The organism is Blastomonas sp. AAP25 (assembly GCF_001295965.1).
Classification (GTDB): domain Bacteria; phylum Pseudomonadota; class Alphaproteobacteria; order Sphingomonadales; family Sphingomonadaceae; genus Blastomonas; species Blastomonas fulva.
The window spans coordinates 318,579-331,818 of the sequence record NZ_LJHP01000005.1 but is presented as its reverse complement, the minus strand read 5'-3'; the positions used below and the strand labels follow the sequence as shown (position 1 = coordinate 331,818).

Genomic DNA, 13,240 nt, shown 5'->3' with positions numbered 1-13,240 from the left:
CCGCTTTGTAGCAACCGTGGCGCAGAGAAGCGGTATCCCCGCGTTCGCGGGGATGACGACCCGGTTGGTATCAGGACGCTAAGCCATGCAGATCGTTACAGCCGATATCGGCGGCACCCATGCACGCTTTGCGCTCGCGACCATCGAGGATGGCCGCGTCACCCATCTGGGCGAGCCTGTAACGCTCAAATGCGCGGAATACGCCAGCCTGCAGACCGCGTGGGAGGCATTTGGGGAAGCGATCGGGGAAACGCTGCCGCGTGCCGCAGCGATTGCGCTCGCCACCCCGATCCGCGGCGACGTGCTCAAGATGACCAACAACCCCTGGGTCATCCGCCCGGCGCTGATCTGCGAAAAGCTGCACGTCGATTCCTACACTCTGGTCAATGATTTCGGCGCGGTCGCGCATGCCGTGCAGCACTGCGATGCCGCCAGTTTCTCGCACCTGTGCGGGCCGGAAGGTGACCTGCCCGAAACCGGCGTCATCACCGTCATCGGCCCCGGCACCGGGCTGGGTGTCGCCTATGTCGTGCGCGGGCCCGATGGCTATCGCGCGATCGAGACCGAGGGCGGGCATATCGATTATTCCCCGCTCGACACCACCGAAGACGCCATCCTCACCCGCCTGCGCCGCCAGCACCGCCGCGTATCGGTGGAACGCGTATGCTCGGGCCCCGGCCTGGCCGCGATCTACGAGACATTGGCCAGCATCGAGGGCCGCGCCGTCGTCAGCATGGAAGACAAGGTGCTGTGGCAGCTGGCGCTCTCGGGCGAGGACAGCCTCGGAGCCGCCGCGTTCGACCGCTTCTGCCTCAGCCTTGGCGCTGCGGCGGGTGATTTTGCGCTGGCGCAGGGCGCGGGCGCAGTGGTAATCGCCGGCGGGCTTGGTCAACGGATCGCGTCGCGCCTGCCGCAATCGGGCTTCGAGGAGCGTTTTCTCGCCAAAGGCCGCTTCCAGCGGCTGATGGAGACGATCCCGGTCAAGCTGATCGACCATCCCCAGCCCGGCCTGTTCGGCGCCGCCGCTGCCTTTACCCAGGAGAACCCCGCATGACCGCAGACCGCACTATCGAGACCATCATGCGGACTGCGCCGGTTATCCCGGTGATCGTGATCAACGACGTCGCCGATGCGGTACCGATGGCGCAAGCTTTGGTCGCAGGCGGTCTCAAGGTGCTCGAAGTCACGCTTCGCACTCCCGCCGCGCTCGAAGCGATCAGCCTGATGAAGCAGGTCGAAGGCGCCATCGTCGGCGCGGGCACGGTCATCGATCCCGCCACGCTCGATGCCGCGCTCAAGGCCGGTTCTGAGTTCATCGTTTCGCCGGGCCTCACCGACAGGCTCGGCAAGGCGGCGATCGACAGCGGAATCCCGTTCCTTCCCGGCACCGCCAATGCCGGCGACATCATGCGCGGACTCGACATGGGGCTCACCCATTTTAAGTTCTTCCCGGCGATGGCGGCAGGCGGCATCCCCGCATTGAAGGCGCTGAGCGCACCCTTCGGTCAGTGCAAGTTCTGCCCCACCGGCGGCGTGACTCTGGAGACTGCGGGCAACTGGCTCGCGCTCGATCCGGTGCTGTGCGTTGGCGGCAGCTGGATGATTCCGGCGGGCCCGCTGGATGCCTCGGCGATCCAGCGCAATGCCTCTGCCGCGCACGCGCTCGCCTAAATTAAATCAGCCTGAATCAGACGAGCAGCTCGGGGGCCTTGCCATGGCCCAGGAAATCCGCCGGGCTCGCTGTCGCACCATAGGCTCCGGCACAGAACACCGCGACCAGATCGCCGACCTGCGCCTCTGGCAGCAGCGCCTTGTCCGCCAGCCGGTCGAGCGGGGTACACAGGCAGCCCACGACATTGGCCTCTTCCGAGGCTTGCGCATCGAAGCGGCTGGCGATCGCCACCGGATAGTTGCGCCGCACCACGGTACCGAAATTGCCACTGGCGGCGAGTTGGTGGTGCAATCCGCCATCAGTGACCAGATACAGCTCGCCGTGACTGTTCTTCTTGTCGACGATGCGGGTCAGGTACACGCCCGCCTCACCCACCAACCAGCGGCCAAGCTCCATCGCGAAATGGGTGTCGGCCAGCACCGGGGGCAGATCGGCGAACCGCTCGGCCAGCGCCGCGCCGACCTTGGCGATATCGACCGGCACATCGCCCGGAAAATAGGGAATGCCCATGCCGCCGCCGAGGTTGAGATGCTCAGGGCTGTGCCCGACCGCGTCGGAAAGCTGGGCTGCCAGATCGAGCGTCTTGCCCTGCGTCTCGATGATCGCATCGGCATCGAGCGCTTGCGATCCGGCAAAGATGTGAAAGCCCCGCCAATGCGCGCCCGCAGCCAAGATATGCCGCACCAGCGCGGGCACCCGCTCAGCATCGATCCCGAACGGCTTGGCGCCGCCGCCCATCCGCATCCCCGATCCGCGCAGATCGAAGTCCGGGTTCACCCGCACCGCCAGCCGTGGCTGCACCCCGATACGTTCACTGATCGCAAGCGCGCGATCCGCTTCGCCTTCGGACTCGAGGTTGAGCGTGACACCGGCGGCGATCGCCGCTTCCAGATCGCGGTCGCGCTTGCCGGGTCCGGCGAAGCTGATGTTGGCAGGGTCCATGCCCGCTGAAGTCGCGAGCTTAAGCTCACCTGCAGACGCGATGTCGATGCCATCCACCAGAGAGGCCATAAGCTCCAGCACCGGCGCAAACGGGTTGGCCTTCATCGCGTAATGGATCGAAAGCCGATCGGGCATCACGGCGCGCAGCGAGGCGACCCGCGCGCGCAGCATGTCCGACGAATACACGAAGCACGGCGTATCGCCGGCGCGTTCGACCAGGTCGCTCGCCGCGATGCCCTGCACCGCCAGTTCGCCATCGACGCTCGCAAAGCCAGCGGGAATCGGGCCCAAAGGCTTCATGAAAAACGCTCCTCGATCTCGGCGACGAGCAGCGCCCGGTCGATCTTGCCGTTGGGGTTCTTGGGGAAGGTCTCGCGCAGTTCGACGATCTTGGGCAGCATGAACGCGGGCAGCTCCTTTTTCAGCGCGATGAGCAGGTCGTCGACCAGCGCCTCAGGGCGAGGCACCAGCGCCGGACGTGCCAGCAGCAGGATCGCCTGACCGAGCTGCGGATCGGGGACGCCCAGGGCAACCGCTTCGGCCACCAATCCGGTCGATGTCGCTGCATCCTCGATTTCCGCCGGGCTGATGCGGTTGCCCGAGGACTTGATCATCGCATCGCGGCGACCGACGAAGTACAGCAAACCTTCGGCATCGCGTCGCACCCGATCGCCCGACCACACCGCCATCCCGCCATAATGAGAGAATGCAGGCGCGCGCTTGAACCGCTCGCGGGTGCGCGCCTCGTCCTGCCAATAGCCTTGAGCGACCAGCGGCCCTGCGTGGACCAGCTCGCCTTCCTCGCCATCGGCGGCATCCTGCCCGGCATCGTTGACCACCAGGATCTCTGCGAACGGGATCGCCTTCCCGATCGAGGTCGGGTTGTCGTCGATCAGATCGGGATCGAGATAGGTCGAGCGGAATGCCTCGGTCAGGCCGTACATCGCGTATATGTCGGTGGAAGGAAAAATGCCGCGCAGCCGCTTGACAAGCGCCGGGCTGAGCGCTCCGCCGCTGTTGGTCAGCCGCCGCATGCTGGCGACGGCCTCTTCGGGCCAGGTGTAGTCGATGAGTTGCGTCCAGAGCGGCGGAACTGCCGCCAGCGTAGTGATGGCGTGCCGCGCGCACGACTTGATCACGTCGCGCGCCATCAGATAGTCGAGCGGCACCGCAGCGCCGCCCGCAGCCCAGGTCGAAAGCAGCTGGTTTTGCCCGTAGTCGAAGCTCAAGGGCAGCACGCACAAGGTGCGGTCGGAGAATTTGAGCTTGAGATAATGCGCGACGCTCAGCGCCCCCAGCCACATGTTGGCGTGGGTCAGCATCACCCCCTTGGGCTTGCCGGTCGAGCCCGAAGTATAGAGGATCGCGGCGAGATCGGAGGGATCGCGGTGCGAGGGGTGCGCGCTCATCTCCCCCTCCTTCCACTTTTCCATCGCCTCCTCGTCTTCCATGACCAGGCAATCCTCGGGCACGTCGCTGGGCAGCAGCGAGTTCATGCGGGTGCGGTTGGTGATCAGCATCCGCGCGCCGCTATCGCCCAGGATATGCGCGACCTGCGCGCGCTTGAGCACCGGGTTGATCGGCACGTGGACCACACCCGCCCTTGCCGCCGCCAGCGGCATCAGGCAGGTGGTCTCATTCTTGGGCAGCCAGGTGGCGATCCGGTCGCCATGGGCCAGCCGAAACGCGGTTAACCAATGGGCAAGCAAACCGATACGCAAATTTAGGATGTCGTAGCTAAGTGTCTCCTCGCGCAGCACCAGGGCATCGGCCCGGCCGACGCCGCGCAGGACGAGATGATCAAGCGGTTGCGGAGTGGGATCGAGAGAAATCACGAACGGCCTGGTTCAAGAGAGAGATGCAATATCATGGGGTTCATGACTTTGAATGATGAATATCATGATAACCCGAAGCCCGGCATAGCGCACCGGGTTTCTGGAGGCTGTGATGCGGATCGCACCGGCCAGCGCACGGCCCGGCGCACCGGGCTGTTCGACCGCGCCTTGTGGTTCGACGGATTGCACCGCCACTGCCTCGCCGCGCAGGCACCGCACATCGCCTATGCCGCCGAGGATGGCGACGCGGTAAAGCTCTACCTCATCGACAACGGGCGCGCCGGCATGCTGGCCATGGCCAACTGGTACAGTTTCATCTGGCGCCCGGTGTTTGGCGGCAACCCCGATGCGTCGCGCCGCCGCGCTCTGCTCGAGCGGACCGCGCGCCGCCTGCCGCGCGAAACGCATCGCATCGTCCTGTCGCCCGTACCCGACGAGGACGGCTCTGCCAGCCTGATCGCCGAGACCTTTGCCGCCGCCGGATGGCTGGTGAGCAAAACCCCGTGCGACGAGAACCATGTGCTCCACCTCGATGGCCGCAGCTTCGACGAATACTGGGCAACCCGCCCCGGGCAATTGCGCTCCACCGTCAAGCGCAAGGGCAACAAGGGCGTGGTCGATCTGCGCATCGAGACCGTGTTCAACGCGGGCAGCTGGCTCGACTACGAGACGATCTATGCGCGCAGCTGGAAGCCCGAAGAGGGCAACCCCGATTTCCTGCGCTGGCTGGCGGCGCGCGAAGCGGAGGCAGGGCGGCTGCGCATGGGGATCGCCAGCATCGACGGGCAGGCGGTCGCGGCACAGTTCTGGACGGTCGAGAACGGCACCGCCTATATCCATAAGCTGGCGCACGACGAACGGCACATCAAGGCCTCGCCCGGCACGCTGCTCACCCATGCGCTGTTTAGCCATGTGATCGACACCGATCATGTCGATCTGGTCGATTTCGGCACCGGCAGCGACCCTTACAAGCGCGACTGGATGGAGGATGTCCGCCCGCGCTATCGCCTTGAAATGCTGTGGCCCAAGGCGCCTCTGGCGTGGCCCTATCTGGCGAAGCATCGCATGGCGGGACTTGCCGCCCGTTTTGGGAAGGACTAAGGCCGCACACCAGCGGCCGGGGGAGCCGTGGGTTGCACGGCCAGCGAGGGACATGTGAGCGATATCCAGACCAACGGTCAGAACGACGCCGTCGAGCGCGTGGTACGCAATGTGCTGCGCGACATTTTGGGCCTGTCCGAAGACCAGGTGAGCGGGTTCGACCGCGATACCGAGCTGTTCGGCGCGCTGCCCGAGCTGGATTCGATGGCGGTGGCAGGGCTGCTCACCGAAATGGAAGACCGGCTCGACATCCTGATTGAGGATGACGAGGTCGATGGCGAGCTGTTCGAGAATTTCGGCAATCTGGTCGATTTCGCGCGGGCGAAGATCACCGCGTGAACGCGAGCTATCGGTTCGACGGCAACGACGAACTGTGCCTGCGCTTCGGGCCGGATGACGCGCCGAGGCTGCTGATCCTGCCGCCGTTGTTCGACGAGGCCAACCGCGTGCGCCATCTGATGGTGGAATGCGGGCGGTTGCTCGGCGACCTTGGCATTGCCAGCCTTTTACCCGACCTGCCCGGCTGCAACGAAAGCCTGGTTGCGCTCGAAACCGCCAGCATCAGTCTGTGGCAGGCGGCGCTGATCACCTGTGCCGAGCAGCTTGGCCCCGTCACCCACGTCGCGTCGTTGCGCGGCGGCGCTTTGATTGACGGTGCTCTGGGCGATCTGCCCCGCTGGCGGATGGCCCCGGTCAAGGGCGGGCAGCTGCTGCGCACGATGCTGCGCACCCGCATCGCCTCCGACCGCGAGGCGGGAATCACCAGCAGCAGCGAGGCGCTGATGGAAACCGCGCGCACATCGGGGATCGAACTGGCAGGCAACAGCCTGTCGCCCTGCATGGTCCGCGAACTCGACAGCGCCGCGCCTTCGGAGAGCAGCGCGATCCAGCTGGTGCGCTTTGCCGATGATCCGCTCGATGCAGATGGCCGCATAACAGGCGCGCCGCTGTGGCTTCGCGCCGAACCCGCGCATGATCCCGCGATGGCGGCGGCGATGGCGCAGGATATCGCAGCGTGGATGCGCGGATGAGGCGGCATTTTACCTTCGATTGCGCAGGCGACACTCTTACCGCGACGCTCGACGAAGCCGACGGCACCACCGGGTTGCTGATCGTCAGCGGCGGCAACGAAATCCGCTCGGGCGCGCATGCCGGGATGGCGGCGTTGGCAGCAGCCGTCGCTGCTGCGGGCTACCCGGTGATGCGCTACGACCGGCGCGGGATCGGCGACAGCAGTGGCGAAAACGCCGGTTTTGAATCCAGCGCCGACGACATCGCCGCCGCGGTGCGGGCGATGCGCACCCGCGTCCCGTCGCTCGCCCGGCTGGTGGCATTCGGCAATTGCGATGCTGCGAGCGCGCTCGCGCTCTACGGCCCGGCGGCGGGGATCGACGCGCTGGTGCTCGCCAACATGTGGACGCTCGAGAGTGAGAGCGACGAGCCGGACGAGGCCGAAGCGGCCGCCACGATGACCGCAGGCGCAATCCGCAGCCGCTACCTCGCCAAGCTGAAAAACCCGCGCGAACTGTGGCGGCTGGCAAGCGGCGGGGTCGACATCGGCAAGCTGGTGCGCGGGCTGCGTCAGGCCGCGGCGAAGACCGAGGTCACCGGGCTGGCAGCAAAGCTGGGACAAGCGCTGGCGGAGATGCCGGTCCCGGCGAAGCTGCTCGTCGCCGAACATGACCGCACCGCGATGTGGTTCCTCGAGCACTGGGACAGTGCCCCCTTCGCCGCCGCGCGCGCCAATGCCGGCATCACGATGGCGCGCCTCGACAGCGGCTCGCACAGCTTCGCGTCCGCCGGCGACAAGGCGTGGCTGCGCGAGCGGATCCTGGAAGCGTTGACCTAGAAAACGCCGTTCATCCGGGTGCGTGATGCTCAGCCGCAGGCATAGCCATGGCAGTCAATCCGCCTATGCGCTCAGGCGGTGTTCCACCCTTTGGGACGGCGCCGGGAGCGGCGCGGAATCGAGCAGATCGCCAAAACTCAGGGGCCGATCGGTCAGGCTGGGGTGCGGCGAATACCCGTCGTGCCAGTATTTGGGGTCTATGATGTCCCGCGCGATGCTCATGCCGAAGATCCGCCGCGCGTGCGGCGACCGGTTGTCGGGCCCGGCATGGAGCAGATCGCTGCGATAGAGAATGACCGTTCCCTTGCGCGGTGCGGTCTGCACCAGCGAGAACAGGTCATCGAGCGCCTGCCGGTTGCGATACAGCTTCCACAATCTGCGCGGACCGAGCATGCGAAGACTGAACTGGGAATTCTTCCCCAAGACGAAGCGCAACAGATTTGGCTGGTGCTGATCCCATTTGGTCGAAAACACACGGTCGCGAAATTCACCGGGGGCCAGAGCGGCCCGATCGGCCTTGCGCATGCCCCACAGTTTTCTCAGATTGTGCCACAGGATCCGGTAATTGCATTGCGTCCGGAACAGCTCCATCCACTCATAGGCCCTGCCATCATGGTTGTTGTCGGCACCGCCGTACATATGGGTGCCGGGCACGAACACGGTTCCGCCCTGCTGCTCGGAGACATCTTCCACGGCAGCAAAAAGGCTGATCACGCCGGCCGGGTCGCGGTGGATATACTGATGCGATGAGCCCAGATAGCTGGTGAATGTCGCGATTTCGAGGACCGGACGCGACCGACCACAATATTCCGAGACAACGCCCTCGACACGCTGGCACACTGTGGCGGCAAAGCTCGTGACACGCGGGGTCGAGGGTAGCGAGCAGAAGTCGCGGCGCAGATACCGGTTGTCCGTCTCGCTGGCGAAGGAGCACTGGCTGCGATCGGGATCCTCGATGGTCTGGCTGATCAGCTCGAGGCCGACATCCGCTTCGTCATCCGAAAGCAGGCCGGTCAGGATGACCAGGCCGTGCGTGTCCATGATCGTCACGGCCTGGCGGGCGCAATGATCCGCGAGCCTGCCATTTTCATCGAGAACCGCAGGGACTTCGAACGCGGACGTATCGTTGGAAACGCTGAATTCTTTCATGCGAGCCTGCCTTGCCTTGATCCCTAGTTCCCCGGATGGCCTTGCCGATCACATGCATGCTTGGCCGTGTTGGGGGATTTGGAGCCAGGCCGTTCTATGGGCGCACAAGCTTCTACATCTGGTTAAACGGGTATGATCAGGCGCAAATTTCCACAGCGATCGATGCCATCCCGTTCCCGCCACCAGCCAATGTCGCCACCCTCGCGAAAGCGGGGGGTGACGCTCCTACGCAACGGTATTGCACAAGCGGGATTCGGACGGCCGCAGGGAGAGCAGCTTACTCCGCCGCAATCGCCTCGAAGTCCGCTTCGGCCAGGAACCGCTCGACATCCAGCGCGGCCATGCAGCCGGTGCCGGCCGCGGTGACCGCCTGGCGATAGACCTTGTCCATCACGTCGCCGCACGCGAACACGCCGGGGACGCTGGTGAACGGCGTGCCCGGGGTCACTTCGATATAGCCGTCGCGGTCGAGCGGGAGATGGCCCTTGAACAGTTCGGTCGCAGGCGCGTGGCCGATTGCGACGAAGCCGCCGTCGACCGCGAGGTGCGAGGTCTCGCCGGTCACGGTGTCCTTCAGGTCAATGCCGACCAGCCCGTGCGGCTGGCCGCCGCCGACGAAGCGTTCGACGCCCTTGTTCCACAGAACGCTGATCTTGGGGTTGGCGAACAGGCGCTCCTGCAGGATCTTTTCCGCGCGCAGCGAATCGCGGCGGTGGATCAATGTCACATTGTCCGAATGGTTGGTGAGATAGAGCGCCTCCTCGACCGCGGTGTTGCCGCCGCCGATCACGGCGACTTTCTTGCCGCGATAGAAGAAGCCATCACACGTTGCACACGCAGAAACGCCCTTGCCGCCCAGCTCCTGCTCGCCCGGGACGCCCAGCCACTTGGCCTGCGCGCCGGTGGCGATCACCAAAGTTTCCGCCTCGTACACGGTGCCGCCATCGCCGATCAGCCGGAACGGGCGGCGCGACAGGTCGACCGACACGACGGTGTCGTAGATCATCGTGGTTCCGACATGCTCGGCCTGCGCCTGCATTTCCTGCATCAGCCACGGCCCCTGCACGACGTCGCGGAAGCCGGGATAGTTCTCGACATCGGTGGTGATAGTGAGCTGCCCGCCCGGCTGCAGCCCCTGTACGACGATGGGCTTGAGCCCTGCGCGCGCGCCATAGATCGCGGCGGAGAGGCCGGCGGGGCCTGAGCCGAGGATCAGCATGCGGGTCTGGACGGTATTGGTCATGGCAAGAGCCTTCTGATGAATTGCGAGCCCGGCATGTGGCCTGCGGCTGCACCGGCCGCAAGAGGCACGGCGCCGGGCTGCCGCACAAGAATATGTTGGACCGAGGCTAAAGCAATTTGCAGCGGCGATGCCAAGCATGATTCCGGTGCTGCCCATCAATTCGCTTGCCAAGGTGGCAGGCCGTGGCCACCTAGGCGCGATGCTTCCCCGCATTCAGTCCATCGCCACGGGCGTCCCGTCCTTTGCCATCACCCAGCACCAGGTGCGCGATTTCGTCGCCAGCGCGCTGCCGCAAGGGCTGCCGTCGCGGATTGCGGCCATTTATGATAGCACGGGCGTCAACAGCCGCGCGATCGTGCAGGCGCCCGAAGAGTATCTCGGCCCACCCGATTTCGGGGCGCGCAACGCGCTGTATCTCGCCGCCGGGCAGCAGTTGCTCGAAGAGGTAGCAAACACCGCGCTGGCAAAGGCCGGGCTGGCCCCCGACCAGATTGATGCCATCGTCTGCGTCTCGTCCACCGGCATTGCGACACCTTCGATGGCGAGCCAGATGCTGAACCCCATGGGGTTTCGCGCCGATGTGATGTGCCTGCCGCTGTTCGGCTATGGCTGCGCGGGCGGAGTTCTGGGGCTGCAGGTCGCAGGCGATCTGGTGCGTGCGGACCCCAGGCGGTGCGTGCTTCTGCTGACGCTCGAACTGTGCTCGCTCGCCTTCCGCTTTGGCGACCTCACCAAGAAGGCGATCATTGCCTCGACCCTGTTCGCCGATGGCGCCAGCGCGATCGTGCTCACCGCCGATGGCGACGGCCCTGCGCTGGGGCATTTCGCCCAGCACACCTGGCCCGACAGCCGCGCGATGATGGGCTGGGATGTCGACACTCTGGGGCTGGGGCTGATCCTGTCGCGCGATCTTCCTGCATTCGTCGCCAGCGAATTCGCGCCGGTGGTCGATGGCTTTCTCGCGCAAGCCGGGCTGGAGAAGGCGGCACTGACCGAACCGGCGTGCCACCCCGGCGGACGCAAGGTGATCGATGCGCTCGAGGCGTATTTCGATGACCTGCCGGGCGGGCTTGTTCAGACCCGCGCGGTGCTCGCCGATCACGGCAACATGTCCTCGCCCACGGTCCACTTCGTGCTCGAGCGCATCCTGGCCAAGGGCGAGTCCGGGCCGCTGCTTCTCACCGCGCTGGGACCGGGCTTTACCGGCGCGATGGGAGTGCTGCACCGATGATGCAGATGAGCGAGCTTGCACCCTATATGTGGCAACCCGGCTGGGCGGCGGCCTGGGTCGTGCTCGCGCTGCTCACCGCGCAGCGCCTGCTCGAACTTGTCTATGCCCAGCACAACACCAAAAGGCTGCTCGCGCGTGGCGCGACCGAGCATGGCCGGTCGCATTATCCGCTGATGGTCGGCATCCACGCAAGCTTCCTGCTCGCATTGTGGCTGAGCACCCGGCCCGATGCGCCGATGCTGTGGCCGCTGCTCATCGTGTTTGCGCTGCTGCAGATCGCGCGGCTGTGGGTGCTGGCGACTCTCGGCCCCTATTGGACCACGCGGATCATCTCCTCGCCCGATTTCCCGCGCATTTCCGGCGGCCCCTATCGCCTCGTCCGGCACCCCAATTACTGGGTGGTGACGCTCGAGATCCTGACCATTCCGCTGATCTTCGGCCATGTCCAGATCGCCGCGCTGTGGACCGTGCTCAACTTCGGCATCCTGTTCATCCGCATCCGCACCGAGAACGTCGCGCTGGCCCGCCGGGAGCGCCAAAAACCTGTCGCCTGATCGCGACGATGCGCTTAGGATCGGGCGCTCGACGGATCGCGATGAGAGGGTTTTGATGCGCCATATCATCGGCCTGCTGGCCAGTTGCGCCCTGTTGCTGAGCGCGTGCGGCGGCGGTGGCGGCAGTTCGCCCACACCCGGCCCGACTGCGGTCGCTGGCGCCCCCACCCCGACGCCCGCGCCAAGCCCCACCTGCTCGCTGGAAAACCGCCAGGCCTTCGCGCGCGACGTGCTCAACGAATGGTATCTGTTCCCCGAGCTGCTGGTGACCAGCGCCAACCCGGCCAGCTTCACCACGGTGCAAGGCTATATCGACGCGCTCACCGCCACCGCGCGCGCGCAGGGCAAGGACCGGTTCTTCACCTTCGTCACCTCGATCGCCGAGGAAAACGCCTTCAACACCACCGGCGCGACCGCCGGGATCGGCATCCGCCTTTCGATCGACACCCCCGGGCGCCGCGTGCTGATCAGCGAAAGCTTCGAAGGTGCGCCGGGGCTGACCGCCGGAATCGATCGCGGCGACGAGATTCTCGCGATCGGCACAGCCAGCAGCAACCTGCGCAGCGTCAGCGACATCCTCGCGGCGGAAGGGTCCGGCGGAATCACCACCGCGCTGGGTCCCAGCACCGCAGGCACCACCCGGATGCTGCGCATGGCGCGCGGCGGGGTAGCGCGCGAGGTCAGCGTCACCAAGGCCGATTTCGATCTGCCCGCAGTCTCCAGCCGCTATGGCGCGCGCATTATCCAGGACGGCGGACGCCAGATCGGCTATCTCAACCTGCGCACCTTCATCTCGGCAGCGGACGCGCCGCTGCGCGACGCGTTCCGCAGCTTCCGCGCGGCGGGTGTCACAGAGTTCATCGTCGACTTCCGCTACAATGGCGGCGGGCTGATCTCGACCGCGGAGCTGCTGGGCGATCTGCTGGGCGGCAACCGCACCAGCGCCGAATTGTTCTCGGGCGTGCGCTTCCGCGCCTCCAAATCCTCGCGCAACGAAAACACCTTCTTCAATCCGCGGGCGGAATCGGTGAGCCCGGTCAAGATCGCGTTTATCGGCACCAGCGCCAGCGCGTCCGCCAGCGAACTGGTGATCAACAGCCTTGCGCCCTATTACAACCGCAACCTGGCGCTGATCGGCAGCAACACCTTCGGCAAACCGGTCGGCCAGATCGCGCTGGACCGCAGCGCCTGTGACGACCGCGTCCGCGTCGTGGCGTTCACCTCGGTCAATGTGCGCGGCGCAGGCGATTACTTCAACGGCCTTGCCAGCACGCTCGATGTCAGCTGCCAGGCGGCGGACGACCTGACGCGGCCGCTGGGCGATCCGCAGGAAGCCTCGATCCGCGGCGCGCTCGATTTCCTCGCCGGGCGCAGCTGCACCGCAATCGGGCAGAGCAGCGCTGCCGGTGGGCTGACCGGCCAATCGCAAGGCGGCCAGATCACGTTCGAGCGCGAACTCCTGATCCCCGCCGCACCGACACCTGCGCAGCGCGAGGTGCCCGGGCTGTTTTGACGCCCCTCTCCCCTAACGCACCCTCCCTGTTGGCTCCGCTGCGAGGACTGCAGGAAGACGATCGGCCCCCACACCCGTCATAAAACTGCCACCCAACCACAATCACTGGTGGCATCGTGCCGCACGCTCGCCTAGATAGCGGCCATCACGG

General features: G+C 65.8%; 13 protein-coding genes. 9 read left to right on the top strand and 4 right to left on the bottom strand.

The window, feature by feature from the left end; all coding sequences use genetic code 11:
• Positions 1 to 85: 85 nt before the first annotated feature.
• Complete coding sequence (locus IP68_RS06290; RefSeq protein ID WP_054134105.1) at positions 86 to 1,054, top strand: glucokinase; 969 nt, start codon at positions 86 to 88, stop codon at positions 1,052 to 1,054.
• Positions 1,051 to 1,671, top strand: a complete 621-nt coding sequence (gene eda, locus IP68_RS06285) for a bifunctional 4-hydroxy-2-oxoglutarate aldolase/2-dehydro-3-deoxy-phosphogluconate aldolase (protein ID WP_054134104.1) — start codon at positions 1,051 to 1,053, stop codon at positions 1,669 to 1,671. The genes IP68_RS06290 and eda overlap by 4 nt, the downstream gene beginning before the upstream one ends.
• Positions 1,672 to 1,687: 16 nt before the next feature.
• Here eda and IP68_RS06280 read toward each other — a convergent pair whose 3' ends face one another.
• The gene (locus IP68_RS06280; RefSeq protein ID WP_054134103.1) at positions 1,688 to 2,914 is read right to left on the bottom strand and encodes a pyridoxal-dependent decarboxylase, exosortase A system-associated; all 1,227 of its coding nucleotides are present in this window, start codon (positions 2,912 to 2,914) and stop codon (positions 1,688 to 1,690) included.
• Entirely contained in the window at positions 2,911 to 4,449 is a 1,539-nt protein-coding gene (locus IP68_RS06275; RefSeq protein WP_054134102.1) for an acyl-CoA ligase (AMP-forming), exosortase A system-associated, read from the bottom strand. The genes IP68_RS06280 and IP68_RS06275 overlap by 4 nt, the downstream gene beginning before the upstream one ends.
• 42 nt (positions 4,450 to 4,491) lie before the next feature.
• Between IP68_RS06275 and IP68_RS06270 the strand changes: the two genes are divergently transcribed.
• From IP68_RS06270 to IP68_RS06255, 4 genes are read left to right on the top strand one after another with little or no spacing between them, the layout of a single operon-like run.
• Positions 4,492 to 5,550 carry a GNAT family N-acetyltransferase gene (locus IP68_RS06270; protein WP_082382196.1) on the top strand — a complete coding sequence of 353 codons (1,059 nt, stop codon included), beginning with the start codon at positions 4,492 to 4,494 and terminating at the stop codon, positions 5,548 to 5,550.
• 54 nt (positions 5,551 to 5,604) lie between these two features.
• A complete protein-coding gene (locus tag IP68_RS06265; protein WP_054134101.1) occupies positions 5,605 to 5,889 on the top strand; it encodes an acyl carrier protein in 285 nt (94 codons plus the stop codon).
• On the top strand, positions 5,886 to 6,581 hold the full coding sequence (locus tag IP68_RS06260; RefSeq protein WP_054134100.1) for a hypothetical protein: 696 nt from the start codon (positions 5,886 to 5,888) through the stop codon (positions 6,579 to 6,581). The genes IP68_RS06265 and IP68_RS06260 overlap by 4 nt, the downstream gene beginning before the upstream one ends.
• Complete coding sequence (locus IP68_RS06255) at positions 6,578 to 7,399, top strand: hydrolase 1, exosortase A system-associated (protein WP_054134099.1); 822 nt, start codon at positions 6,578 to 6,580, stop codon at positions 7,397 to 7,399. Before IP68_RS06260 ends, IP68_RS06255 begins: the two co-directional genes overlap by 4 nt.
• A gap of 63 nt (positions 7,400 to 7,462) precedes the next feature.
• Here IP68_RS06255 and IP68_RS06250 read toward each other — a convergent pair whose 3' ends face one another.
• Positions 7,463 to 8,548 (bottom strand): phytanoyl-CoA dioxygenase family protein, encoded by a 1,086-nt coding sequence (locus tag IP68_RS06250; RefSeq protein WP_054134098.1) that lies wholly within the window; start codon positions 8,546 to 8,548, stop codon positions 7,463 to 7,465.
• Positions 8,549 to 8,825: 277 nt separating this feature from the next.
• Positions 8,826 to 9,791, bottom strand: a complete 966-nt coding sequence (gene trxB / locus IP68_RS06245) for a thioredoxin-disulfide reductase (RefSeq protein ID WP_054134097.1) — start codon at positions 9,789 to 9,791, stop codon at positions 8,826 to 8,828.
• 127 nt (positions 9,792 to 9,918) lie between these two features.
• On the opposite strand from trxB, the gene IP68_RS06240 reads away from it, so the two are divergent.
• From IP68_RS06240 to IP68_RS06230, 3 genes are read left to right on the top strand one after another with little or no spacing between them, the layout of a single operon-like run.
• On the top strand, positions 9,919 to 11,022 hold the full coding sequence (locus IP68_RS06240; protein WP_082382167.1) for a type III polyketide synthase: 1,104 nt from the start codon (positions 9,919 to 9,921) through the stop codon (positions 11,020 to 11,022).
• Positions 11,019 to 11,576, top strand: a complete 558-nt coding sequence (locus tag IP68_RS06235; protein ID WP_054134095.1) for an isoprenylcysteine carboxyl methyltransferase family protein — start codon at positions 11,019 to 11,021, stop codon at positions 11,574 to 11,576. The genes IP68_RS06240 and IP68_RS06235 overlap by 4 nt, the downstream gene beginning before the upstream one ends.
• 55 nt (positions 11,577 to 11,631) lie before the next feature.
• The gene (locus IP68_RS06230) at positions 11,632 to 13,089 is read left to right on the top strand and encodes a S41 family peptidase (RefSeq protein WP_054134094.1); all 1,458 of its coding nucleotides are present in this window, start codon (positions 11,632 to 11,634) and stop codon (positions 13,087 to 13,089) included.
• The last annotated feature ends 151 nt before the right edge of the window (positions 13,090 to 13,240 follow it).